Origin of the sequence: Nostocoides sp. F2B08 (assembly GCF_009184895.1) — a bacterium.
In the GTDB taxonomy this organism is placed as follows: domain Bacteria; phylum Actinomycetota; class Actinomycetes; order Actinomycetales; family Dermatophilaceae; genus F2B08.
The window spans coordinates 64981-89314 of record NZ_WESE01000007.1 but is presented as its reverse complement, the minus strand read 5'-3'; the positions used below and the strand labels follow the sequence as shown (position 1 = coordinate 89314).

At 70.3% G+C, this 24334-nt stretch carries 21 protein-coding genes; 4 read left to right on the top strand and 17 right to left on the bottom strand.

Features of this window, described 5'->3' with window-relative positions:
* Position 1: 1 nt before the first annotated feature.
* From GA707_RS15175 to GA707_RS15140, 8 genes are all read right to left on the bottom strand, one after another.
* Positions 2-802 carry a polyprenol monophosphomannose synthase gene (locus tag GA707_RS15175; protein WP_226963839.1) on the bottom strand — a complete coding sequence of 267 codons (801 nt, stop codon included), beginning with the start codon at positions 800-802 and terminating at the stop codon, positions 2-4.
* Positions 792-2369 (bottom strand): apolipoprotein N-acyltransferase, encoded by a 1578-nt coding sequence (gene lnt, locus GA707_RS15170; protein ID WP_152179286.1) that lies wholly within the window; start codon positions 2367-2369, stop codon positions 792-794. The genes GA707_RS15175 and lnt overlap by 11 nt, the downstream gene beginning before the upstream one ends.
* 72 nt (positions 2370-2441) lie before the next feature.
* Complete coding sequence (locus tag GA707_RS15165; RefSeq protein ID WP_152179285.1) at positions 2442-2828, bottom strand: hotdog fold domain-containing protein; 387 nt, start codon at positions 2826-2828, stop codon at positions 2442-2444.
* Positions 2829-2850: 22 nt separating this feature from the next.
* Positions 2851-3717 (bottom strand): OAM dimerization domain-containing protein, encoded by an 867-nt coding sequence (locus GA707_RS15160; protein ID WP_152179284.1) that lies wholly within the window; start codon positions 3715-3717, stop codon positions 2851-2853.
* Positions 3714-5306, bottom strand: a complete 1593-nt coding sequence (locus GA707_RS15155; protein ID WP_152179283.1) for a lysine 5,6-aminomutase subunit alpha — start codon at positions 5304-5306, stop codon at positions 3714-3716. The genes GA707_RS15160 and GA707_RS15155 overlap by 4 nt, the downstream gene beginning before the upstream one ends.
* Before the next feature lie 64 nt (positions 5307-5370).
* Complete coding sequence (locus tag GA707_RS15150) at positions 5371-6522, bottom strand: acetate/propionate family kinase (RefSeq protein ID WP_152179282.1); 1152 nt, start codon at positions 6520-6522, stop codon at positions 5371-5373.
* Positions 6523-6583: 61 nt separating this feature from the next.
* The gene (pta, locus tag GA707_RS15145; RefSeq protein WP_226963838.1) at positions 6584-8656 is read right to left on the bottom strand and encodes a phosphate acetyltransferase; all 2073 of its coding nucleotides are present in this window, start codon (positions 8654-8656) and stop codon (positions 6584-6586) included.
* 21 nt (positions 8657-8677) lie between these two features.
* Positions 8678-9733 carry an L-erythro-3,5-diaminohexanoate dehydrogenase gene (locus GA707_RS15140; RefSeq protein WP_226963837.1) on the bottom strand — a complete coding sequence of 352 codons (1056 nt, stop codon included), beginning with the start codon at positions 9731-9733 and terminating at the stop codon, positions 8678-8680.
* An 88-nt stretch (positions 9734-9821) separates the two neighbouring features.
* Here GA707_RS15140 and GA707_RS15135 point away from each other — a divergent pair, with 88 nt between their 5' ends.
* Both GA707_RS15135 and ybaK read left to right on the top strand, forming a co-directional pair.
* Positions 9822-11264: a KamA family radical SAM protein gene (locus tag GA707_RS15135; RefSeq protein WP_152179280.1), complete on the top strand. Its 1443-nt coding sequence runs from the start codon at positions 9822-9824 to the stop codon at positions 11262-11264.
* Positions 11261-11728 (top strand): Cys-tRNA(Pro) deacylase, encoded by a 468-nt coding sequence (ybaK, locus tag GA707_RS15130; protein WP_152179279.1) that lies wholly within the window; start codon positions 11261-11263, stop codon positions 11726-11728. Before GA707_RS15135 ends, ybaK begins: the two co-directional genes overlap by 4 nt.
* Before the next feature lie 3 nt (positions 11729-11731).
* Here ybaK and GA707_RS15125 read toward each other — a convergent pair whose 3' ends face one another.
* Entirely contained in the window at positions 11732-12154 is a 423-nt protein-coding gene (locus GA707_RS15125; protein ID WP_152179278.1) for an Lrp/AsnC family transcriptional regulator, read from the bottom strand.
* A gap of 43 nt (positions 12155-12197) precedes the next feature.
* On the opposite strand from GA707_RS15125, the gene GA707_RS15120 reads away from it, so the two are divergent.
* Positions 12198-13121 (top strand): 5'-3' exonuclease, encoded by a 924-nt coding sequence (locus GA707_RS15120; protein ID WP_226963836.1) that lies wholly within the window; start codon positions 12198-12200, stop codon positions 13119-13121.
* A gap of 22 nt (positions 13122-13143) precedes the next feature.
* On the opposite strand, the gene GA707_RS15115 is transcribed toward GA707_RS15120, so the two are convergent.
* The 5 genes from GA707_RS15115 to GA707_RS15095 form a co-directional block, all read right to left on the bottom strand.
* On the bottom strand, positions 13144-15918 hold the full coding sequence (locus GA707_RS15115) for an RNA helicase (RefSeq protein WP_152179277.1): 2775 nt from the start codon (positions 15916-15918) through the stop codon (positions 13144-13146).
* Positions 15919-15963: 45 nt separating this feature from the next.
* Positions 15964-16893, bottom strand: coding sequence for a YegS/Rv2252/BmrU family lipid kinase (locus GA707_RS15110; RefSeq protein ID WP_152179276.1), 930 nt, complete (start codon positions 16891-16893; stop codon positions 15964-15966).
* A 1-nt stretch (position 16894) separates the two neighbouring features.
* A complete protein-coding gene (tatC, locus tag GA707_RS15105; protein ID WP_226963835.1) occupies positions 16895-17710 on the bottom strand; it encodes a twin-arginine translocase subunit TatC in 816 nt (271 codons plus the stop codon).
* 27 nt (positions 17711-17737) lie between these two features.
* Positions 17738-18109, bottom strand: a complete 372-nt coding sequence (gene tatA / locus GA707_RS15100; RefSeq protein WP_152179275.1) for a Sec-independent protein translocase subunit TatA — start codon at positions 18107-18109, stop codon at positions 17738-17740.
* Between the two features lie 105 nt (positions 18110-18214).
* Positions 18215-20239: a YafY family protein gene (locus GA707_RS15095; protein WP_152179274.1), complete on the bottom strand. Its 2025-nt coding sequence runs from the start codon at positions 20237-20239 to the stop codon at positions 18215-18217.
* Between the two features lie 34 nt (positions 20240-20273).
* Between GA707_RS15095 and GA707_RS15090 the strand changes: the two genes are divergently transcribed.
* On the top strand, positions 20274-21419 hold the full coding sequence (locus tag GA707_RS15090; protein WP_370460049.1) for a DUF3866 family protein: 1146 nt from the start codon (positions 20274-20276) through the stop codon (positions 21417-21419).
* On the opposite strand, the gene GA707_RS15085 is transcribed toward GA707_RS15090, so the two are convergent.
* The 3 genes from GA707_RS15085 to pafA form a co-directional block, all read right to left on the bottom strand.
* Positions 21416-21796, bottom strand: coding sequence for an FKBP-type peptidyl-prolyl cis-trans isomerase (locus GA707_RS15085; RefSeq protein ID WP_152179272.1), 381 nt, complete (start codon positions 21794-21796; stop codon positions 21416-21418). The two genes, GA707_RS15090 and GA707_RS15085, sit on opposite strands and share 4 nt — an antisense overlap.
* A 39-nt stretch (positions 21797-21835) precedes the next feature.
* Positions 21836-22795 (bottom strand): FKBP-type peptidyl-prolyl cis-trans isomerase, encoded by a 960-nt coding sequence (locus tag GA707_RS15080; protein WP_152179271.1) that lies wholly within the window; start codon positions 22793-22795, stop codon positions 21836-21838.
* Positions 22796-22857: 62 nt separating this feature from the next.
* Positions 22858-24261: a Pup--protein ligase gene (pafA, locus tag GA707_RS15075; protein ID WP_152179270.1), complete on the bottom strand. Its 1404-nt coding sequence runs from the start codon at positions 24259-24261 to the stop codon at positions 22858-22860.
* Positions 24262-24334 lie beyond the last annotated feature (73 nt).

Here is a 24334-nt window from a genome sequence, read left to right as displayed (position 1 = left end):
CTCAGTCCGCGAGGTCGTGCCAGCGCCCGCGACGACCCACGAGGTCGCGCACCTGGCCACCCCGGTAGCCGAGACCCCACCTGGTGATCCTCCGCAAAGACTCGCGGGCGACGTCGGGACTCATCTTGGATGAACCGAGCTCGCGCTCGACGAACGTGATCGGGACCTCCCGCACCGTCAGTCCGGCCCGGACGGCACGGCGAGTGAGGTCGACCTGGAAGCAGTACCCTTCCGATGCCACGTCGTCCAGCCCGATCGCCACGAGCGCGTCGGCGCGGTACGCGCGGTAGCCGGCTGTGGCATCGTGGACCGGCATCCCGAGCATGACCCTGGTGTACAGGTTTCCCCCCACCGAGAGGGCCTTGCGGTGGAGTGGCCAGTTGCGGACCGCTCCCCCGCGCACCCAGCGACTTCCGATGACGACGTCCGCATCTGACAGTGCTGCCAGGATGTCGGGCAGGTGCGTGGGTTGGTGGGAGCCGTCAGCGTCCATCTCGACGAGAACGTCGTAGCCCTGGGCGAGCGCCCACGCGAACCCATGGAGGTATGCGCGCCCGAGTCCCTCCTTGCCCTCACGATGCAGGACGTGGATCTGCGGGTCCCTGGCCGCGTATGCGTCGGCCACCGCCCCCGTTCCGTCCGGACTGTTGTCGTCCAGGACGACGATGTCCACGGTCGGCACCTCGGCACGCAACCGGTCGAGAGTACCCGGCAGCGCCTCGCGCTCGTTGTAGGTCGGAATGAGCACGACCACGCGTTCGTTGGTGGGACGCGCCTCGCGGCTGGTCACGTCACGTGACACGGGCACCCTTTCGGTCGCGGACATCGGAACGTGGTGCGAGCACGATACCCCTCCTCCCCCGCCGCACCCGTCCGGCGACGAGCAGTCCCAGGACGGCGAGGGTCACGAGCACCTCGGGTGTCCGTCCGAGCCGGTCGCTGAGTGTCACTCCGTCGCGGACCACCGGACTGTCGACCAGCTGCCGGGCGGTGAAGAGCTCGCTCACCTCCCCGGTCGAGCCATCCGGTGCGATGAAGCCGCTGACACCCACAGTGGACACGTGTGCCACCGACCGACCATGCTCGATCGCCCTGATCCGGGAGATCGCGAACTGCTGCGCCGCCTCGGCCGAGTAGCCGAAGGTGGCGTTGTTCGTCTGGACGATGAGGAGCGAGGGCGAGCCGCCCGCCTCGGCGAGCACGTCACGCATGAGCTCGTCGTAGGCGACCTCGAAGCAGATCGTGGGGACCGCCGTGTATGTCTGCCCCCCTCCCGCGTCGATCTCGAAGACGACGGGTGCGTCGCCCGCGACGAAGTCCCTCCTCACGAGGTCCACCTGGTCGCTGAAGATCCGGAAGAAGTCGCGGTACGGGATGTACTCGGCGAAGGGAACGGGGTGCTGCTTGACGTACTGCTCGACCTCGTCCTCCGTCGTCGGGCCGCCGGGCCGGAACAGGGGCGAGACGTTGGCCACCGTGCTCTCGCTCCGCTCGACGACCGCCCCGACGAGGATCGGGGCCCGCACGTCGTCCACCGCCTGCTGGATGACGTCCATGGCGTCGTCGTTGCGGAACGGGTCGATGTCGGAGGAGTTCTCCGGCCAGATCACGAGCGAGAGGTCCTCGGGGCGTCGCTGTCCGACCGCCCGAGCCACGGCTGCGGTCCCGGCCGCGTGGTTGTCCAGCACCGCCCGCCGCTCGGCGTTGAAGTCCAGCCCCGGGCGAGGGACGTTGCCCTGGACCATGGCGACCGGGACGGGCACACCGTCCGTCGGACGGGGCACGACCACACCACCGATGACCAGCGCGGTCGCGACACCGACGGCGATCGCCGTCGCGCGCGCCGAGACGTCGGTTCGACGGAACGCGGCCCGAGCGACCGCATACAGGGCGGCGCCGACGGTCGCCACCGCGAAGGTGACCCCCGGCGCGCCGGCGACCGAGGCCCATGTCGCGAGTGGACCGTCGGCCTGGCTGAAGGCCAGGCGCACCCACGGGAATCCGCCGAACGGGGTCGTGCTGCGCAGAAGCTCGGACACCACCCATGCGAGTGGGGTCATGAGGACGACGTACCTGCTCAGGGTGAGCAGCAGCCCGATCACGGCGATGTAGAGCGACTGCAGGACAGCGAGCGCCATCCACGGCAGCACCCCGACGTAGATGCCGGACCACTCGAGGGTGGGGATGAAGAATGCGAGCCCCGCGACGAAACCCAGGAGAGCACCGAACGGAGGCCGCGCGCCATCGACCGCCCCCGTGAGGAGGGCCACGCCGACCGGGGCCAGAAACCACAGATCGAGCGTCGGGAACGCCGTATACAGCACTCCGCCGGAGGCCGCGGCGAGCAGCAGGCGGATCAGCGGCGGCACCGCGTCAGCCTATGTCACATTCCTGGCCGCCCCGCCGCCGCATCGGCGCGGCCGGTCGCGACACGACCGCGCTCAGGGGACGACGACGACCCCGCGAGCCGTCGTCGCGACGATCGGCGGGTCCAGGACGTCCGCGGCCGACGCGCCACGACCGGGGTTGCCCCGTGTGACGACCCGCGCCTCGAACTCCATCTCCCGGCTCCGGGAGCCGGCCCGAACGATCCGCGCCTCGATCTCGAGGCAGTCACCCGCCCGCACCGGCGCGCGGAACTGGACGTCCGAGTAGCTCGCGAACAGCCCCTCGTCACCATCGCTACGGATGCAGAGCTCGGTGGCCACGTCCCCGAACGCCGCCAGGCTGTAGGCGCCGTCGACGAGGTTGCCTGCGTAGTGAGCGTGGCTGTAGGGAACGTACCGGCGATGGACCACGCTGAGACCGACGAGGTGGTCGTTGCTCACGAGATCTCCTTCTCGGGCGGGCTCACGCGGATCGGGAGGACCGTGAGCGGGTGTGCGGATGGGTGTCCGTCGGTCGGACCAGGGCGTGCACGAGGTAGGACGCCACCTCACCGGGGGTCGTACCCCGACCGAAGATGCGGTCTACACCGAGGTCTGCGGCCGACCCCTCCTCGAACCGAGGACCCCCGACGATGAGGTGTGGCACGCGGCCGGCCGGGAAGGCCTCCCGGAAGGCCGCCGACATCGCCCGCGTGTTGTGCAGATGGGCCTCGCGCTGGGTGACCACCTGGGATACGAGCACGGCGTCGGCGCGCACCTCTCGCGCGCTCTCCACGAGATCCGGGATGAGCACCTGGGCGCCGAGATTGTGCACGGTCATCTCGCGGTAGTACTCCAGGCCCTTCTCGCCGGCGAAGCCCTTGATGTTGAGGATGGCGTCGATCCCCACGGTGTGTGCGTCGGTGCCGATGCAGGCCCCGACGACCACGAGCTTGCGGCGCAGGTGCTTCCTGATGGCCTGGTTGACCTCCTTGGAGGACAGCAGCTCGAACTCCCGCTCGACGATCTCGATCTCGCGGATGTCGACGAGGTGCCGGACCGGGCCGTAGACCACGAAGAAGGTGAAGTGCGGTCCCATCGCCTTGGCGTGCACGAGCAGGGCCGGATCCATGCCCATGGCCTGAGCCATCCGCACCGCGGCACCCTCGGCGCGCTTGTCGTGCGGCAGCGGCAGCGTGAACGAGACCTGCACCATGCCGTCACCCGTCGTATCGCCGTACGGTCGGATCAGCGGGCCGGGCTCGGGTGTGGAGCTCTCGGCAAGGCTGAGCTCCCCCGGCTCGGGGTTCTCCCGGCGCCGGCGGGCCTCGTGCGCGCGGACGGCGCTCATCGGGTGGCTCCGCTCTCGAGCAGGTCGATCGCCGGGTTGACGTAGCCGGCGGCTCGCCGGACGACCCCGTCCAGACCCTTGCCCTTGGTTGGGGGGCGGCGCATCGCGCCGAAGGTGCCGTCGGCGATCGCGGCCAGCAGGGGCGGGTCACCGGCACCGTCGGTGTCGGCCAGGATCGTCTCGAGCAGGTCGACCGCCTCGGCGAGCACGTGGCGGGCCCGGGTCTGGATCATCCCGTCACGGGGCGGGTGGAAGTCCTCGGCCAGGCCTCCGGCGGCATTGAGGACGTACCGGACGTTCTGCAGCGCCAGATCACGGTCCGAGAGCCACGGGGTGACCACGGCCTCGGTCATCATCCCCACGAGGAGGATCCCCTGGCCGGTCATCGCGCCCACGAGGTTGAAGAACCCGTCGAGCAGGTACCCCCGGAAGATGTCCCCGGTCATGTGCTTCGTCGGGGGCATCCATTTCAGGGGGGCCTCGGGGAACAGCTCCCGAGCGAGCAGGGCGTGGGCCAGCTCGAGGCGGAAGCTGTCCGGGATGCTCGGGTCGATCTCGAACGCGTGCCCCAGACCGAGCTGCCAGTCCTCGAGCCCGGCCTCCTTCGCGAAGTACTCGTTCAGGAGCTGGCTGACCGTGACCGTATGCGCAGCCTCCACTGCGTCCGCCGTCGTCAGGTAGTTGTCCTCTCCCGTGTTGATGATGATTCCCGCTCTCGCATGGATCTGGCGGGAGAACCGCTGGTCGACGAAGGTCCGGATCGGGTTGATGTCCCGGAAGAGGATGCCGTACATGCTGTCGTTGAGCATCATGTCGAGTCGTTCCAGCCCGGCAAGGGTGGCGATCTCGGGCATGCACAGTCCGCTCGCGTAGTTGGTCAGTCGGATGTACCGGCCCAGCTCCTTGCTCGTCTCGTCGAGAGCGGCCCGCATGAGACGGAAGTTCTCCTGCGTGGCGTAGGTGCCGGCGTAGCCCTCCCGGGTGGCTCCCTCCGGCACGAAGTCGAGGAGCGACTGGCCGGTCGAACGGATCACCGCGATCACGTCGGCGCCCTCGCGCGCTGCGGCCTGCGCCTGTGGGATGTCCTCGTAGATGTCACCCGTCGCGACGATGAGGTAGATCCACGGCGTCGCGGCCGGGTCACCGTGGCGCGTGATGAGCCGGTCCCGCCGCCGCCGCTGCGAGTCGATCGCCCGGATCCCTCGCGCGACGGCAGAGCGACTGCTCCTCCCCGCTCGCGTCCTGGCCGCACCCTCCGGGACCCGGAAGTCCACTCCCCCCGCGGCGGCCTTCTGCGCCAGCGTCGTCAGGTCGGGCGCAACGTCGCGTCCCAGGGCGTCCCACACCGGGAGAGCGACCCCGTGCTCAAGCCCTACGCCGTCGCGAACGGCGTCGACGAGATGGTTCACCCACGGGATGTTCTCGTGGTCGGCGCCGCCGAGCCCGGCCAGTCGTAGCGTGGCGCGCTCGACACTGACGGTTGTGTGGCTGCGCGCCAGGTCGACCACGGGTCGGCCGGCACGACGCGCGAGGGATCGCGCCCTCCGCACCATCGCACGGTCGAGCTCGAGAACGTGACGAGAAGACACGCTCCGAATCTAGCAGCGGACGACAGGATTTCCGGCGATCGGAGGGTGCAGGTGGAGGATCTTCTTAGATGGCGGTGCGTTCACGCACGAGCGCTGCCGCTTGCAGGGCGATCTCCAACTCCTCGTTGGTCGGGACGACGAGCATGGCGGTCCGGCTGGAGGCAGTCGTGATCCGTCGTGCTCCTCCACCGGTCTCGTTGGCCTCGGCGTCGAGCTCGACGCCGAGAAGGCCCAGCCGACCGGCCAGCAACGCGCGCACGTCCTCGGCATGCTCGCCGATGCCTCCGGTGAGCACCACCGCGTCGATGCGCCCGAGCACGGCCGCATACGCCCCGGTGTACTTCACGAGTCGGTGAACCATGACATCGAGCGCGAGCCGAGCATCGGCATCGCCGGCCGACGCCCGCTCACTGACCGCCCGGCAGTCGTTGTCGCCGGTCAACCCCAGCAGACCACTGCGCTTGTTGAGCGCCTGGTCCACTGCCTCGGCGTCCATGCCGGTCATCCGGGCGAGGTAGGCCCCCAGCGACGGATCCACGTCGCCCGAGCGGGTGCCCATCACGAGCCCTTCGAGGGGGGTCAGACCCATCGAGGTCTCCACGCTCTCCCCGGCCAGAACCGCGGTGGCGCTGCAGCCGTTGCCGAGGTGCAGCACGACAAACGCGGCGTCCTCCACTGCCAGCCCGAGTAGCTCCGCGGCCCGCCTCGAGACGTAGGCGTGGGACGTGCCGTGGAACCCGTAGCGCCGGACGCGCAGGTCGTCTCGCCACTCGCGCGGCACGGCGTAGGTGTAGGCGGCGGGCGGGATGGTCTGGTGGAACGCGGTGTCGAAGACGGCCACCTGGGGCGTGTCGGGGAAGAGCTCGATGGTGGCTTCGATGCCCTGCAGGTTGGCGGGGTTGTGCAGCGGCGCCAAGGGCGCGAGCTCGGCGATGGCGGACCGGACCGACCCGTCGATCACGGTCGGGCCGGAGAAGTGGGCGCCGCCGTGCACGACGCGGTGCCCCACGGCGAGCAGGTGAGCGGGATCGAGCCGGTCGCCCATCCCCGACAGCGCCCGTTCGAGCGCCCTCGCATGGTCGGGCACCTCGCTGCCCGCTTCTCCGATGCGCTCCACGAGACCCTTGGCGTGGACCTCTCCGGAGTCGGGGTCGATGAGCTGGTACTTCAGCGAGGAGGACCCCGAGTTGACCACGAGGACGAGTGTCGAGGACATCATGCACCCGCTTGGATCGCGGTGATCGCTTCCGCCCGGTACCGACCCTGCATGGTGAGCATCATGCACCGGCCTGGATCGCCGTGATCGCAACCGTGTTGACGATGTCGCGGACCAGGGCGCCGCGGGAGAGGTCGTTGACCGGCTTGTTCAGTCCTTGGAGCACCGGTCCGATGGCCACCGCCGAGGCGCTGCGTTGGACCGCCTTGTAGGTGTTGTTGCCGGTGTTGAGGTCCGGGAAGATCAGCACGGTCGCGGCCCCGGCGACGGGGCTGCCTTCGAGCTTCGTGGCGGCGACAGCGGGATCGACGGCAGCGTCGTACTGGATCGGTCCCTCGACGAGCAGGTCGGGTTGGCGTTCCCGCACGATATGGGTCGCCTCGCGGACCTTCTCGACATCGGCACCGGTGCCGGAGGAGCCGGTCGAGTACGACAGCATCGCCACCCGAGGCTCGATACCGAACTGAGCGGCTGTGCGAGCCGACGAGATGGCGATATCGGCCAGCTGCGGTGCGGAGGGGTCGGGGTTGATCGCGCAGTCGCCGTATACGAGCACCCGGTCCGGCAGACACATGAAGAAGACGCTCGAGACGACGGACACGCCGGGCTCGGTTCGCACGATCTCGAGAGCCGGCCGGACCGTTGCGGCCGTCGTCGTGATGGACCCGGAGACCATGCCGTCGGCGAGCCCGGTGTGCACCATGAGCGTCCCGAAATAGGAGCGGTCGGTCACGATGTCGGACGCCTGGTCGACCGTGATGCCCTTGTGCGCTCGCAACCGGGCGTACTCCTCCGCGAAGTCCGAGCGCCACCCGCTGCCTTCCGGGTCGACGACCGCCATACCGTCGAGGTCGATCCCGCGGTCCTTGGCGACCGCGTTGACCGCGTCGGGGTCGCCCAGCAACGTCAGCCGAGCGATCCCGCGCTCGCGACAGATCGCCGCCGCCTCGAGGATGCGCGGCTCCGTGCCTTCAGGAAGCACGATGTGCGCTTCCGCCCGTCGAGCGCCGTCGACGAGCTCGTGCTCGAACATCAGCGGGGTGATGACCCGGACCGGCCTCGGGCGCTCGACGACGGTGAGCAGCTCGCTCGCGTCGATGGTGTTGGCGATGGCGGAGACCGCAGCGTCGATCTTCCGCTGCGAGGACGCGGTGATCCGCCCCGCCGTCCGCAGCAGCGTCGTCGCGGTCTCCATGGTGCCGGTCTCGACGCCGACGATCGGCAGGGTGACGTCCACCCCGTCGACCAGCCGTGACACCTGGGGCGAGAGCGGGAACCCGCCGTTGAGGATGATGCCGCTGAGCGCCGGGAACGTCGTCGACCGATGTGCCAGAAGGGCTCCGACCACGATCTCCTCACGGTCCCCCGGGACGACGACGACGCAGCCCTCCTCGAGCCGGTCGAGGACGTGCGGCATCGTCATCGCGGCCACGACGACGCTGTGACACTCACGGTCGAGCCGGGCGGAGTCACCATGCACGAGCGTCCCGCCGGTCGCGTCCAGATAGTCCTGCATCGTCGGAGCACGCAGGAGGGGTACGTCGCCGACGACCGAGAGCGTCATGCCGTGGACGGTGGCGGTGAGCTGCTCGCGGGTGCGTTCGATGCGATCGGGTCGCACCTGGTTGGCGACGACGCCGACCACCGTCGCGTGGTTGTCCCCAGCGGCGGCGATGGCCAACCGTGCGGCCGTCGCCGTCGAGGCCGGCCCGCGGGACCCTCCAGGGATGACCAGGAGCATCGGGGCGCCGAGATTGGCCGCGACGCGAGCGTTGAACGCGAACTCGCTCGGTGCGGTGACATCCGCGAAGTCAGAGCCGATGACCAGGACGGTGTCGAAGTGGTCGGCGACGGCATGGAAGCGGTCGACGATCCGGTTCATCGCCGCGTCGGAACCGGCATGGACCTCCTCGTAGGTCACGCCGACTGCCGACTCCGGGTCCTGAGCGGCCTCCTCCATGCCGAGAACCGTGAGCTGGCGGAGCAGCAGCTCGACGAGCTCGTCGTGAGGACTCGCAACGGGCCGATAGACCCCGATGCGGCCGTGTCGGCGGGCGAGCTGGTGGAGGATGCCGAGAGCGACGGCGGACTTGCCGGACGCTGCGTCCGTGGCACTGATGTAGAGGCTCGTCACGACCTCCAAACTAGTCGTGTGTCACGCCCGGGACTCGAAGAGTCGGCGCACCTCCTCGTTCGCGCGCACCAGGTCGAGTGCGTATGCGGCATGGCCCGGGACGTAGCCGTTCCCGATGAGCATCCGCACATCGGCGGCGAGGCCCTCCGCGCCCAGCGCGGCGGCCGCGAAGCTCGTCGCCATCGAGAAGAAGATGACGGTGCCGCCCTCGGCGGTGGCCAGGACCGCAGGCTGCTCGCACCCTGGGACATCGACGCAGACGACGGTGATGTCGGCGGGACCGCCCGCTGACGCCACCGCGGCCGAGAGCCCGAGCGGTGACCGGGCGTCGGCGACGACCACCCGGTCGGCGAGCCCGGCACCACCGAGGGAGTCGGCTTCAGCGTCGTCTCTCACGACCGCGATGCGCCCTCCGGCGCCCGCGGTCTCTGCTGCAGCGAGGGACAGGGAGCCCGACTTGCCCGCTCCACCGAGGACGCACACCGTCGGTGCGATCCCTCGGGCCGTGTACTCACGCACGACGCGGTCGACGAGGGCCGGCGCGCCGCACACATCCATGACCATCAGGGCCAGCCGGGACGGGATGTCATCGGGGATGGCGGCGGCGATCGACCTGCGGAACAGGACCGCGTGACCCTCGGCCGGCACTCGCTCCCCCAGTCCGTCCCACCGACGGAGCTCGTCGGTGACGACGAGCGGGGTCAGACTGAGCGAGACAAGGGTGGCCACGCGCTGGCCCACCGTGAGCCCGAGCTCGGACTCGGGGCCCGTCTCCGCGACCGTGCCGATGAGCATCCCCCCGGATCCGGTTGCGGGGTTCTGCATCTTCCCCCGCGTCCGGATGATGTCGAGCACCTCGGCCCGGATGGCGGCCCCGTCGCCGCCATGCTTGTCGTGGAGCTGCCGGTACGACGCCGCGTCGAGGTTGAGCATCTCGACGTCGATCCGCACTTCCCCGGGCCACAGCTCGGATCGGGTGTCCAGTCGCCGCGCCGCCTGCGGCAGCACGGTGGGTGACCCCGTGTCGTCGAGCGGATCCAGGACCCGGTGCAGTCCGACCGGCGACTCACTGCGCACGAAGATTCTCCCGTCTGATGCGAAGTCAAGCACAAGGATTGTGGTCTGAAGACGCTGTTTCCAGAGTTTCTCCACTATCCTGCCATCTATGAGCGCTCTTGAGCAGCCCTATGTGTATGCGCGTCGACAGCTCGTCGAGCCGGACTGGACCCGTTTTCCGGGCTGGCGTGACATCACCCCCGGCCAGTGGGCCGATGCCCAGTGGCAGCGGGTCTCGTGCGTGAAGAACGTCGCTCAGCTTCGCGCTCTGATGGGCGACCTGCTCGAGGAGCGGTTCTACGCCGATCTCGAGCGGGACCAGCAGGAGCGGGCCACCATGTCGATGCTCGTCACCCCGCAGATGATGAACACGATGGTGCCCGAGTCGGTGTGGCCGGACGGTCGGATGCCCCGGGCCGGTGCCGCGTTCACCGACGCGTTCTACGCCGACCCGGTCCGCGCATACATGCTCCCGGTGTTCTCGGACCGCCGGACCGACTGGCCGAGTCACCCGTTCGCGACCCGCGACAGTCTCCACGAGCACGACATGTGGGCCGTCGAGGGACTGACCCACCGCTACCCGACCAAGGTGCTGGCCGAGATGCTGCCCACGTGCCCGCAGTACTGCGGCCACTGCACCCGGATGGACCTCGTCGGCAACTCGACCCCGCAGGTGCTCAAGCTCAAGCTCCAGGGCAAGCCGGTCGACCGCTACGCGGCGATGCTCGACTACCTGCAGCGCACCCCGGGTGTGCGTGACGTTGTCGTCTCCGGTGGGGACGTCGCGAACATGCCGTGGAAGAACCTCGAGGCCTTCCTCGACCGGCTCCTCGAGATCGACACGATCCGCGACGTCCGCCTGGCGACGAAGGCGCTCATGGGACTGCCCCAGCACTGGCTGCAACCGGACGTCGTCGAGGGAGTCGGCCGCGTCGCCGCCACAGCCCGCAGCCGCGGGGTGTCGCTGGCGATCCACACCCACGTGAACAACGCCCAGTCCGTCACGCCGCTCGTTGCCGACGCGGCCCGCGCCATGCTCGACGCCGGGGTCCGGGATGTCCGTAACCAGGGTGTCCTCATGCGGGGAGTCAACGACTCCCCCGCCGCGCTGCTGGACCTGTGCTTCGCGCTCCAGGACGAGGCGTCGATCACGCCGTACTACTTCTACATGTGCGACATGATCCCGTTCTCGGAGCACTGGCGGCTCTCCCTGCGTGAGGCGCAGCACCTCCAGCACGCGATCATGGGCTACCTTCCCGGCTTCGCGACGCCGCGAATCGTCTGCGACGTGCCGTTCGTCGGCAAGCGGTGGGTGCACCAGGTCGAGAGCTACGACACCGAGAAGGGCATGTCGTTCTGGCGGAAGAACTACCGAACCTCGATCGAGGCCGGTGACGAGCAGGCGCTCTCGCGTGAGTACGTCTACTACGACCCGATCTACACCCTCCCCGAGCCGGGACAGCGGTGGTGGCGGGAGAACACCGACGTCGACGCGGCCCACGCCGCCGCCCTCGTCTCGGCCGAGTCAAGCCGAGTAGCCTCGCTGGGGTGAGCACTCCGGCGACCGCGGCCCTGACGCGCGCCGGTGTTGCCTTCCGCACCCACACCTACCGCCACGACCAGTCGGTCGACTCCTACGGTGACGAGGCGGCGGCCGCCACCGGCGTCCCGGCCGAGCGGATCTTCAAGACCCTCCTCGTCGACACCGGCCACGGCCTGGCCGTTGGGGTCGTCCCGGTGTCCGGATCGCTCGACCTCAAGGCCGTCGCTGCTGCTCTCGGCGTCAAAAGGGTCACGATGGCCGAGCCCGCGGCTGCCGAGCGGAGCACCGGGTACGTCGTCGGGGGCATCTCGCCGGTCGGGCAGCGCCGGGCCCTGCCGACCGTCATCGACGACTCGGCTCGTGCATACACCTCGGTCTTCGTCTCCGGCGGACGACGTGGCTTCGAGATCGAACTGGCACCCGACGATCTGGCGCGGGTCACCCGAGCCCGGTTCGCGCCCATCGGACGCTGACGGTCACTCCCAGGGCGTCGAGAGCACGACCGTGGTGCGGGTCGAGACAGCCGCCGCCGCCCGGATCCGGGCGATGAGATCCTCCAGACCCCCGGGTCCGGCCACCCGCACCTTGAGGATGTAGTTCTCGTCGCCGGCGACCGAGTAGCACGCCTCGATCTCGCTCAACCCCCGCAGCCGGTCCGGGATGTCGTCCGCTGCAGCCGGGTCCACCGGAGTCACCGAGATGAACGCGGTGATGGGGAGCCCCACCTTGGCGGCGTCGATCCGAGCGGAATAGCCGGTGATGACCCCGCGCTCCTCGAGCCGTCGGACCCGCTGATGGGCGGCCGAGGTCGACAGGCCGAGCTGCTTGCCGAGGTCGGTGAAGCTCAGCCGGCCGTCCTGGCGCAGCAGGTCGACGATCCGTCGGTCCGTGGGTTCCACAGCGCCAGCGTAGTCGTCGCCCGGGACATGGCAGGCTGGCCCCGTGGACCGCCTGCTGCTCCTCGACTCCGCCTCTCTGTACTTCCGCGCCTTCTTCGGCGTGCCGGAGCAGGGCCGAAGCCCGTCAGGCACGCCAACCAACGCGGTGCGCGGATTCACCGACATGATCGCGACGCTGGTCACCGCCCACGGCCCGAGCCATCTCGTGGCCGCGTGGGACGACGACTGGCGCCCGCAGTGGCGCGTCGACCTCATCCCGACCTACAAGACCCACCGGCTCGTCGAGGGCAGCGCGACCGTCGAGGAGTCGCCGGACGAGCTCACCCCCCAGGTCCCGGTGATCCGCGACCTGCTCACCGCGGTTGGCATCGCACGGGTCGGGGCGGCCGGCTACGAGGCGGACGACGTCATCGGCACCCTGGCCCACCGCCACGGGGGTGCCATGGCGGTCGACGTGGTGACCGGCGACCGGGACCTGCTCCAGCTCGTCGACGACGAGCGCTCGGTCCGGGTGCTGTACACCGGGAAGGGCGGCGTGCGCGACCCGGACATCGCGACGCAGGACTACCTCCAGGGGCGGTATGCGGTGCCCACCGGCCGCGCGTACCTCGAGATGTCCATCCTGCGCGGCGACACCAGCGACGGCCTCCCCGGCGTCAAGGGCATCGGCGACAAGACCGCGGCTGCGCTCATCGCCGAGTTCGGCTCGCTCGCGGCGCTCCGGGCAGCGGTGGCGGACGGCGATACGCGCCTGAAGGGAGCGCGGCGCACCAATCTCGAGGCGGCCACCGCATACCTCGACGCCGCGGAACGGGTCGTGGCCGTGGCGCGCGACATCCCCCTGCCCCCGCAGTCGTACGCCCTGCCGACCGAGATCGCCGACCCGGCGCTGCTCGAGGACCTCGTGAGCACCTACGGGCTCGGCTCGCCGGTGCGCCGGCTGCTCACGGCGCTGCGCCTGGCCTGATCGTCCGCGCGCCGGTGCGGGCTCAGTCGAGCCGGTCGGCGGCCACGACCCCTCTGAGGACCGCGTCGACCGCGCGGCGAGCCGCGCCCCGCAGCTGCGGGGTCGGCGCCGCGTCGGCGACCTGGCCGAGTAGGTCGACGAGCTGCTTGCAGCGTCGCACGAAGTCTCCCGCGGCCATCTCACCACCGCGGAGCACGAGGTCAAGGGATTGGCCGCTCGCCCAGCGGTGGACCATCCACGCCATCCCGCCGTCCGGCGCCCCGGTCTGCGGGAGTGCCGCATCCGCCTCGCGATCCGTGATCTGCGACCACAGGACCGCCATGTCGCGGATCGCGTCCGCGACCTCGTCCGACGGCATGCGCGGCGACGGGTCCGCGTCGTCATGACGCGGCTCGTGGATCAGAGCGCTCACCGCGGCCGCGAGAGACGGCGGGTCGAGACGCGCCCAGATGCCCAGGCGCAGGCACTCGGCCGCGAGGAGGTCACGCTCGGTGTACAGACGCCGCAGACGCTCCCCGAGCTCGGTGGTCGACGACCCGCCGGCATCGAGGTAGCCCAGGTCGGACAGGACGTCGCAGATCCGCTCGAACGTCTTGGCCACCGAGGTGGTCCGGCTGTCCACCTTGCGTTGTACCGCAGTCGTCTCCCGCTTGAGCCGCCACCACCGCTCGGCCCACCGCGCGTGCTCCTCCCGGTCGGGGCACTGATGACACGGGTGCGCACGCAGACGCTCCCGCAACTCGGCGATGCGTCGGTCCTCTCCTCCGGCGGCATCCGCGGCCCGCTCCCGGACCGGCGCTTCGTGCGGCACGGCGATGCGCAGCGACGTCGCGAGATCGCGGCGTGCCTTGGGGTTCTTGGGATTGAAGCGAGAGGGCACCTTGATCCGGGCGACCGCCTCGACCGGGCGGGGCACGTCGACCAGGGTCAGGCGTCGGATCTGACGCTCCTCGGTCAGCACCGTCGGCAGCTCGGTCTGGCCGCGGTAGGTGCGGGCCGGGGTGACCACGACGGCCCATCCCGCCCGCCGACCCGTGGGGATCCGGAAGACGTCGCCGATGCGCAGCTCGGTCAGACTCACCTCCGCGGCGGCGCGCAGGGCCGCCGCGCGCGCCTTGCTGCCTTCCTTCTGCGCCTGCGAGATCCGGTGCCGGATCGAGGCGTACTCGGCGAAGTCGCCGAGGTGGCACTGCATCGCCTCGGCGTAGGCATCGAGGGCCTCGGCGTTCCGGCGCACCGTGCCCGCCAGCCCGACCACCGCGCGGTCGGCCTGGAACTGGGCGAAGGAGGTCTCGAGGATCTCCGCCGCCGTCTCGCGACCGACTGTCGCGACGAGGTTGACCGCCATGTTGTATGTCGGCCGGAAGCTGGACCGCAGCGGATAGGTGCGGGTCGAGGCGAGCCCGGCCACGACGAGCGGGTCCATGCCCCGGTGCCACAGCACGACCGCATGTCCCTCGACGTCGATGCCGCGACGCCCGGCCCTCCCGGTGAGCTGGGTGTACTCGGCAGGGGTCAGCTCGGCGTGGGTCTCCCCGTTGAACTTGGTGAGCTTCTCGATGACGACCGTCCGGGCCGGCATGTTGATGCCGAGCGCGAGGGTCTCGGTGGCGAACACCGCGCGGATGTCGGCGGAGGTGAACAGCTCTTCGACGATCTCCCGGAAGAGCGGCAGCATGCCGGCGTGGTGGGCCGCGAAACCTCGGGTGAGTCCCTCGACGAAGTCCCAGTAGCCCAGGACGGACAGGTCCTCGTCGGCCAGAGCGGCCATCTTCTCCTCGACCCGCCTCCTGATCCGCTCCCCCTGCCCCTCGGGCACGAGGCGCACGCCGGAGGCGAGGAGCTGGCCCACGGCCGCGTCGCAGCCGACCCGGCTGAAGACGAAGGTGATGGCCGGCAGGAGCCCGTCACGCTCGAGGCGTCGGATCACCTCGACCCGGCTCGGCGCGCCGCCGCGCGCGCGACCCTCCGGCCGCGGCCCCGAGCGGCGTGGCCCGCCGTCCCGGCGCGCCCGACCCTGCCCCCGTCCACCGCGCGAGCCGGGGCCCGTCGAGGCCTGCTCGACCCACGCCCCCTTGTGCTCGGCGTTGCGGATCGCGGTGATGACCTCCGGGTGGACCCGTTCACCGTCGAAGAGGTCGAGCAGCCGCTCCCCGACGATCAGGTGTTGCCACAGCGGCACCGGCCGATGCTCCGACACGACGATCTCGTGCTCACCGCGGACCTCCGCGAGCCAGGCGCCGAACTCCTCCGCGTTGCTCACGGTCGCCGAGAGCGAGACGACCTGGACGGCCTGCGGCAGGTGGATGATGACCTCTTCCCACACCGCGCCGCGGAACCGGTCGGCCAGGTAGTGCACCTCGTCCATGACGACGAAGCCGAGCCCGTCCAGCGTGCTCGACGCCGCATACATCATGTTGCGCAGCACCTCGGTCGTCATGACGACGACCGGGGCCTCGCCGTTGATCGAGGAGTCCCCGGTCAGCAGCCCGACGCGGTCGGCCCCGTGGCGGTGCACGAGATCGTGGTACTTCTGGTTGGACAGTGCCTTGATCGGCGTCGTGTAGAACGCCTTGCGACCCGTCGCGAGGGCGAGGTGCACGGCGAACTCCCCGACGACCGTCTTGCCGGCGCCGGTGGGCGCGGCCACGAGCACACCCTTGCCGTCCTCGACGTGGGCGCAGGCCTCGCTCTGGAACTCGTCCAGCGGGAACTCCAGTCCCCCGCGGAACTCCTCCAGGTGCGGGTGGCGGGCCCGGGCCCGTGAGGCGGCGTACCGCTGCGCCGGGCTGCTCATGACGGCCAGCCTACGTGACCGGACGGGGCGCGGCCCCGGAGCGGATCACCGCTCAGGAGGTCCCGGACGCATCCGTGCTCCCACGATGCGCATGGCCGCCGGAACAACCTCGACGGTCCGCGGCAATGGCCCGAGGCGCTCGCCGTCGGCGTAGGCGACGATGCCGGTCGCCCGGAGCTCGATCCGGCTGCCTCGGATGATGCGGACGGCCGGGTGGTCCACGTGCCGCCCGGAGAAGACCCGGGGGAAGACTCTCAGGAAGGTGGCCGTCGAGACCTCGCCGAGCAGCAGGACGTCGAGTTCGCCGTCGTCGAGGACCGCCGTCGGCACAACCTTCATCCCGCCCCCGTAGGACGTCGTGTTCGCGACCGCGACGAGCATGGCCCGCTGGTCGTGGAGCACCCCGTCGATCACGACCTGGAACGGGATGGGACGGAACACGGGGAGCTCACGCAGGGCGGCGATGGTGTACTTGGCCCTGCCCCGGGGCCACGTCATCATGTTCGCGCGCTCGTTGACGACCGCGTCGAACCCGGCGGCCAGCACACCGACGAACCAGCGCTCCTCACCACGTGAGCCGCGCACCCGAGCGGCATCGACGGTATGCGTCGCCCCCGTCAACATCAGGTCGAGAGCGGCTCCCGGGTCACCGACCGGGACGCCGAGTGCCATCGCGGTGTCGTTGCCCGTGCCGGCCGGCACGATGACCAACGGGACCCCCGACCCCGCGAGAGCGTGCACGGCCAGGTTGACCATTCCGTCCCCGCCCACCACGACGAGCCGGTCGACCGCGCCCGCCAGGACGGCCGCCCGAGCCTGCTCCACCGCCGCCGACCCGGTCGGCCCGCTCAGGTCGACGTAGGGGATCTCGCGCTCCCGAAGTCCCCGTGCGACCTCGTGGCCGATCTGCGCTGCGCGTCGTCCCCCGGCGGTGGGGTTGACCACGAGTCCGACGCGGCCGAAGCTCCGGAACACGTCAGAGCGCCGAGGCCTGGTCGTCAGCGAGATCGGTGGCCCACTCGGGCCGGTTCTTCGCCCGTCGGGCCTCGATCAGTCGCATGACGCCGCCGGCCGCGAGGTAGAGCAGGAGCAGGGGACCACCGAGGAGCAGCATCGTGAAGGCATCGCCTGTCGGGGTAGCCACGGCTGAGAAGACCATGATCAGCAGCGTCGCGACGCGCCAGTGCTTGAAGACGAAGTCCGAAGCGAGCAGCCCGAGCAGGTTGAGCGCCACCATGAACACCGGCAGGAGGAAGGCGATGCCGAAGACCAGGAGGAACCGGGTGACGAAGGCGAAATACTTCGCGTTGTCCTGGATGTTCGAGGTTCCCTCGGGGGTGAATCCGTACAGCACCATCAAGGCGGTGGGCAGGACGGAGTAGGCGACGAAGACCCCGGCCAGGAACAGCGGAACGACGGCCCCGATGAACGCCAGCGACAGGCGCTTCTCCTTGCGGGTCAGCCCCGGCACGATGAAGGCCCAGATCTGGTAGAGCCACACCGGGCTCGACACGATGATCCCTGCGAACAACGACAGGCTGATGGTCAGACTCAGCGGAGAGGTGGCCTCGCCGAGGTTCAAGGTGATGAGCGAGTCGGGGTTGGCGTCCTTGTAGGCGTTGAAGGGAGCCGAGAGGAGTGCGTACACCTCCTCGAAGTAGAGGACTCCGATCGCGATGGAGGCGACCGCCACGGCGATGGCGGAGACGACGAGACGTCGCCGGAACTCGCGGAAGTGCTCGGCGAGGGTCATCCTCCCCTCGGGATCCCGGGGGGTGCGTCGCAGGGCCACCTGTCGGTCGTCGGGTGAGCCGCGGGGTCAGGCGACCGGGCGCGTGGGGTCGTCCGGAGGCTGCTGTTGACTCGGGCTCGCCTGAGGCTGCTGGTACTGCGGCTGCGCGGGCTGCTCGTAGTGCGGCTGTCCATAGCCTGACTGGGCCGGGCCCGGCTGGGTCGGGTTCGGCGGCGGTGGGGCCACCTGCGGGGACTGCCGGGTCTCGGACGACTGACCGGTCACGGTCTCATCGGAGGCGTCCGACTTGCCGTCCTTCTTCATCTCCTCGACCTCGCTCTTGAACACGCGGGCCGAACGGCCCAGGCTGCGAGCGGCGTCGGGCAGACGCTTCCAGCCGAAGACAAGGATGAGCAGGATGACGATGATGAGGATCTCTTGGCCGCGAAGACCACCCATGAGGATCCGCCCTTTCGATGGTGACTCGTGCCCGTGATGACACCGGTCGTCGTCCAGTCTACGTGAGGGATTCCGCGGTCCCCGGTCGCTGCGGGTCGACGCGCTTCAGGCCGTGGCGGCGTGCTGGTCGCGCGAGGCCATCACGCGCTCGAGCATCCGCATCCGCAAGGCCTCCGGCGCGAGGACGAGACAGTCCCCGCCAAGGCGGACGGCGAGGCGGATGAGCCACTCGGGCCGGGAGACTCGGAGGGTGACCGCGTCGAACGTCTCCCCCGCCGCGGAGGTGACGACCGCCTGCTCCTCCACGGGGTAGTAGTCGGAGACCCAGCGTGCTGAGGGACTGAGCAGCACCGTCGCGACGAGGGCGTCCGGCGCGGGCAGGTAGGTTCCCGCGTTCAGGTCTCGTGCGCTGGCCTCCTCGGGCGGTGTGCCGTCGACCTCGAGGACCGTCGCCGACCGGATCCGGTCCAGCCGGAAGAGCCTCGTCGCCACTGCTCGGTGGCACCACCCCTCGATGTACCACCGCCCGTCCGCGCTGGCCACCCGCATGATGTCGACATCCCGCTCGGAGACGCTGTCGGTGCCCGCCGACTCGTACACGATGCGCACCCGACGGCGGTCCGAGAGGGCACCACGCAGGGTCGAGAGCAACCGGGGGTCGACATCCTCGGCCAGCCTGGCCCGAACTCGGTCGGCAGAGGCCGCGAGGTCCCCGGAGGCTCGCTCCAGCTTCGCGAGAGCACGCTGCACGGCGTCGTCGTCGTGCAGTCCGGGGACGGCCGCCAGGGCGCGCAGACCCACGATGAGGGTCACCGCCTCGTCCCACCCGAGGCGAAGCGGGCGGGAGATGGTCTCGGCATTGCGGATGAAGATCCGCCCGCCGTCGGCGTCGACCTCGATGAGCTCATCCGGCATCGATCCGGTGCCGCAGAGGAAGAGCAGGTCGAGGTCGGCCCGCAGCTGGTCCTCTTCCACTCCAAGACCACGTGCGGCCTCCGCCATGTCGATGCCCTGGCGGTGAACGAGCCAGGGGACCATGGACAACAGGCGCGCCAGTCGCTCGGTCGCCGGTTCCGTAGACCCGTGCCGCCGTGGAGCCACGGCCCGCCCGTCTGCGAGCACCCGGTCAACCGCCTCACGCAACTGGTCCAGGTCCGCTCGTCGATGAGCCGCGAGAACGGCGCCGAGATGCGACACGACCCGGTCCCGGACGGCCCGCGGGGTGACTCCCCGTGCTTGTTCCAGTAGGGCCGCGATCTCCGCAACCGCATGGTCGCGGTCCATCCCGGCCACCACGACGCGATCCCAGTCGGTGCCCTCTGCGAGGACGGTGGCCGACCTTCGCAGTCCTGCTCCCGCCCCCCGCTCGACGTCGAGCTCGATGACGGGCGTGGGGTCCGCCGGGCCGGGATCCACCTCGATCTCGGTGCCTCGGGAGTCCTCCGGCACGGCGTAGGCGCCGGGGGTGCCGTGCCGGGTGACCTGGCCGACGATGCGGCTCAACCGGAAGACGCGACGATCGTCCCGGTCGAGATCGAGTCCGGTGAGGTACCAGTGTCCGCGGACGAAGGTCAGATGCCAGGGCTGTACGCGTCGGGCGGACGCTTCCTCGGAACCGGGTCGGCGGTAGGCGAACCGGATCTCGCGGAGCTCCTGGACGGCCCTCAGGATGTCCGGGAAAGTCGGTTCGGAGGTTCCGAGCCGGGGCTCGACCCACGCCTCGGCGCTCTGGCGGTGCTCGGACTGGGTCGCCTGGAGCTTGCGCAGCGCCTGGGCCGCCGCCCCCCCGAGCGTGCCGTGCGACCAGGTGCGTGCGGCGAGTCCGAGGACGACCAGCTCGTCGGCCTCGAACTCGATCTCCGGCAGGACGTACTCGTCGGCGCGGATGCGGTAGCCCACCTCGTCGCCGAAGAACGGGTCGGCGTCGACGGTCTGCAGCGGGACCCCCAGCGCCCGGAGCTCGTCCTTGTCGCGCTCGAACATGCGCTCGAACGCGTCGTCGCTCGGCGCGAGGCGGTACTGCTCGACAGTGCGCCTCAGCTCGTGACGCGTCAGCGGGCGGCGCGTCGACAAGAGGGTCATGACGAGGTTCATCAGACGCTCGGTCTTGGCCGACGGTGCGGGTGCCACCCTGGCACGCTACCCGACGGCTACGGTTGGGGCCGTGACGACGCACATCGACCTCAGAGGTGTCCAGTGGCGCGTGGGTCGGGTGACCGCCCGACGGCGCGACTGGCCCGGTGCGATCGAGCTGTCCGTCGAGGTGGAGGAGCTGCGCGGACCCGGTTCGCCCGCCGAGACGGTGACCGCCCTCGCCTACACGGGACTGCACGGAGAGCCCGAGATCGGCGAGCGGGTCGTCCTCAACGTGGGAGCGCTGCTTCGGGGTCTCGGCACCGGGGGCCTCGCCTTCGTCGTGACCCGGGAGACGCTGCCTCCGGATACGGCCGCCCCCGGACACATCGTCAAGGCCCGCTACACGCCTCTCCAGCAAATGCTTCTCGCGGTCGACGAGCAGGACAGCGTCCACCACGCAGTCCTCGCCGCAGCCGACGACGTCGGCGGCATGCCGGTCGTGGTCGCCGACCTGCACTCGGCGCTTCCGGCCGTCATCGCCGGTGTCCGTCGGGAGGATCCCCGCCTCCGTGTCGCCTATGTGATGACCGACGGGGGTGCCCTCCCCCTCGCCTTCTCCCGGACCGTCGCAGCGCTCCGTGACGCCGAATGGCTGGTCGGATCGGTCACGGTCGGACAGGCGTTCGGCGGAGACCTCGAGGCCGTCACCGTGCACACCGGCCTCCTCGCTGCTCGCCACGTCCTCGACGCCGATGTCACGGTCGTGATCCAGGGACCGGGCAACGTCGGAACCGGCACCCGATGGGGCTACTCGGGCGTCGCCGCGGGAGAGGCGGTCAACGCAGTCGCCGTCCTCTCCGGGCGGCCGGTGGCCGCGCTCCGCGTCTCCGATGCGGACCCGCGACCCCGGCACCGCGGCATCTCGCACCACAGCACCACCGCATACGGCACAGTCGCGCTGCGACCCGCAGACCTGCCCGTCCCCGACGACCGACCCGACCTCATCGAGGCCGCGCACCGGCTCGCAGCGGAGTCTCGTGCTCCTCACCGCGTCGTGAGGGTCGCGACGGACGGGCTCGAGGCCACGCTGCGGTCGAGCCCGGTGCGCCTCTCGACGATGGGTCGGGGGTACGACGAGGACCCGGCCGCCTTCCTGTCCGCCGCTGCGGCCGGCCGGCATGCGGCGAGGCTCACCGCGGAGGTCGACGCGCGGCCGGCCGGACCCTCCGTCTAGCGAACGTCGACGAGGTCGACGACGAAGATGAGCGTCTCGCCGGGCGCGATGGCCGAGCCGGCACCGCGGTCACCGTAGGCCAGGTGCGGTGGGATGACGAGCCGGCGTCGACCACCGACCCGCATTCCCACGATCCCCTGGTCCCACCCCTTGATCACCTGACCGACGCCCAGCCGGAAGTCCAGCGGTGTGCCGCGGTTCCACGACGCGTCGAACTCCTCCCCGGTCGAGTGGGCCACCCCCACGTAGTGCGCGCAGACAGTGCTGCCCGCCACGGCCACCTCACCGTCGCCGACGACGATGTCCTCGACCACGAGGTCGGTCGGCGGCTCCTCGCCGGGAAAGTCGATCTCGGGCTTGTCGTGCTGGGGGCTCACGGTCACTCCTTGGATGCGGGGTGGGTCGGTCCGGTCCGCTCAGTAGGCGGCGAGGATGTCGACGACGAAGACCAGCGTGTCGCCGCCCTGGATGTCCGGAGGGCTCCCCTGCTCGCCGTAGCCCTCCTCTGCCGGGATGACGAGGAGGACCCTGCTGCCGACGGTCTGTCCGACCAGTCCCGTGTCCCAGCCCTGGATGACGGACCCGACCCCGATCGGGAACTCGGCGTAGCCGGTCGCGGCGTTCGCCGACGAGTCGAACACGTTGCCGTCGCGCGCGGTCACGCCGGTGTATGCGACCCGCACCGTCTGGCCGGCGGTCACCTCGGGGCCCTCCCCGGTGATGAGCGGCTGGACAACCGTCTCGTCGGGGTCCTTGAAATCCTCAGGGATCGTGATCGTGGCCGGCTCCCCCGGCGTCACCTCGACAGTCGGGAGACCGTCGACGGGCTCGACCGCAGCGCCCGTCGCCTCGTCCAGTGGCGTCACCGCCGCGAGAATGTCCACGAGGAACAGCACCGTATCCCCTGCCTCGATGCCGAGCTGTGGGTTGCCCTGCTCGCCGAACGCCTCGGCCGGCGGGAGTGCGACCAGGAGCCTGGAACCGACGTTCTGGCCCGTGATCGACGCCGTCAGCCCGGGCAGGACGTTCTCGTCGGCGAGGTCGAGGCCGACGGGGGTCTGCGGGTAGCTGCTGCTCAGCTCCTCGGCCGTCTCGCCGGAGAAGATGGCGAAGTCGAAGCTGATCAGCTCGGAGCCGGTCAGCTCGGAGCCATCGCCCTCGGTGACGACCCGGGACTCGGTCTCCTCCACGGCCACCGAGCCCGGCTCGAAGGTCACCTCGGGTGTGGTCTCGTCGTCGGCCGCCTCCGAGACGGTCACGTCATCGAGGACACCGGACGAGGTGTCCGTCTCGGGCGCGTCCGAGCCGCAGGCGGCCAGGCTGATGGCGGCCGCCAGGACGGTGGCCACGAGGCGGGGTGAGCGGGGCTTGGGCACGGGTGATCTTCCGGTCGGGGACGTGGGTGTTCGGGCCGATGCGGCCAGACAAAGACTCCAGTCTAAACGGGCGTCCCGGAGGGTGCGTTCCCCGGTGCGGTTCGCATCCCGTCGATGAGACGCTCGACTCTCGCGTCCACGGCCGTGAACGGGTTCTTGCACAGGACGGTTCGCTGCGCCTGGTCGTTGAGCTTGAGGTGGACCCAGTCGACGGTGAAGTCCCGTCGGTGCTCCTGCGCCGCACGCACGAACTCTCCCCGCAGCCTGGCCCGGGTCGTCTGCGGTGGCGTTGTCATGGCGGTCGCCACGGCGGGATCGTCTGTGCTGCGCGCCGCCAGACCGCTGCGCTGGGCGGCGTAGAACAGCCCCCGTGCCGGGTCGATGTCGTGGTACGCCAAATCGAGCTGGGCGATCCGGGGGTCGTCCAGGCCCAGGCCGTGCTTCTCCGCATAACGGAGCAGGAGTCGCCGCTTGATGACCCAGTCGATCTCGGTCTCGACCGCGGTGAAGTCACCGCTCTCTACGGCCGCGACGGTCCGGCGCCACAGGTCGAGGACGCGACCGTGCACGGGATGTCCGAGCAGGCCCTCACGCTCGGCGAACGAGTGCGCGGCGTCGACGTAGGTGCGCTGCAGGTCGAGAGCCGAGAGCTCTCGGCCGTTGGCCAGGCGGACGGTGCGTCGGCCGGTGATGTCGTAGCTCATCTCGCGGATCGACCGGATCGGGTTCTCGAGCGTCAGGTCGCGGATCACCACTCCGGCCTCGATCATCCGGAGCACGAGGTCGGCGGAGCCGACCTTGAGCAGCGTCGTCGTCTCGCTCATGTTGGAGTCGCCGACGATGACATGCAGCCGGCGGTACCGTTCGGCGTCCGCGTGCGGCTCGTCCCTCGTATTGATGATCGGACGGCTTCTCGTCGTAGCGGACGACACGCCCTCCCAGATGTGCTCCGCCCGCTGGCTCACCGCATACCGCGCCCCGCGGCTGGTCGCCACCACCTTCCCGGCGCCGCAGATCAGCTGTCGGGAGACAAGGAAGGGAAGGAGCGTGTCGGAGACGTCCTGGAAGCTCCCGGTCCGCTCGAGCAGATAGTTCTCGTGACACCCGTAGGAGTTGCCGGCAGAGTCCGTGTTGTTCTTGAACACGTAGATGGTGCCGGAGAGGCCCTCCTGGGCCAGGCGCTCCTGGGCGTCACGAACCAGGTCTCCGACGATTCGCTCACCGGCCTTGTCGTGCACGACGAGCTCGGCGACGTCGTCGCACTCCGGCGTGGCGTACTCGGGGTGCGAGCCGACGTCGAGATAGAGACGGGAGCCGTTCTGCAGGAAGACGTTGCTCGAGCGTCCCCAGGAGACGACCTTGCGGAACAGGTAGCGGGCGACCTCGTCGGGGGTCAACGTCCGCTGCCCGTCGGCGACGCAGGTGATGCCGTACTCGGTCTCGATCCCGAAGATCCGGCGGTCCATGAGGTCGACCCTACGGCACCGTGCCGGCCGTCCCGAGGCGGGCGGCGGGCCGTGCGACCCACTGCTGGGACAT

Bases quoted from the DNA above. Each gene is read 5' to 3' on its own strand.
- GA707_RS15160 (WP_152179284.1), bottom strand. From the start codon at position 3,717: ATGAGCGCCGTCCGCGCGCACGAGGCCCGCCGGCGCCGGGAGAACCCC.
- GA707_RS15150 (WP_152179282.1), bottom strand. From the start codon at position 6,522: ATGTCCTCGACACTCGTCCTCGTGGTCAACTCGGGGTCCTCCTCGCTG.
- GA707_RS15135 (WP_152179280.1), top strand. From the start codon at position 9,822: ATGAGCGCTCTTGAGCAGCCCTATGTGTATGCGCGTCGACAGCTCGTC.
- GA707_RS15115 (WP_152179277.1), bottom strand. From the start codon at position 15,918: ATGAGCAGCCCGGCGCAGCGGTACGCCGCCTCACGGGCCCGGGCCCGC.
- tatA (WP_152179275.1), bottom strand. From the start codon at position 18,109: ATGGGTGGTCTTCGCGGCCAAGAGATCCTCATCATCGTCATCCTGCTC.
- pafA (WP_152179270.1), bottom strand. From the start codon at position 24,261: ATGGACCGCCGGATCTTCGGGATCGAGACCGAGTACGGCATCACCTGC.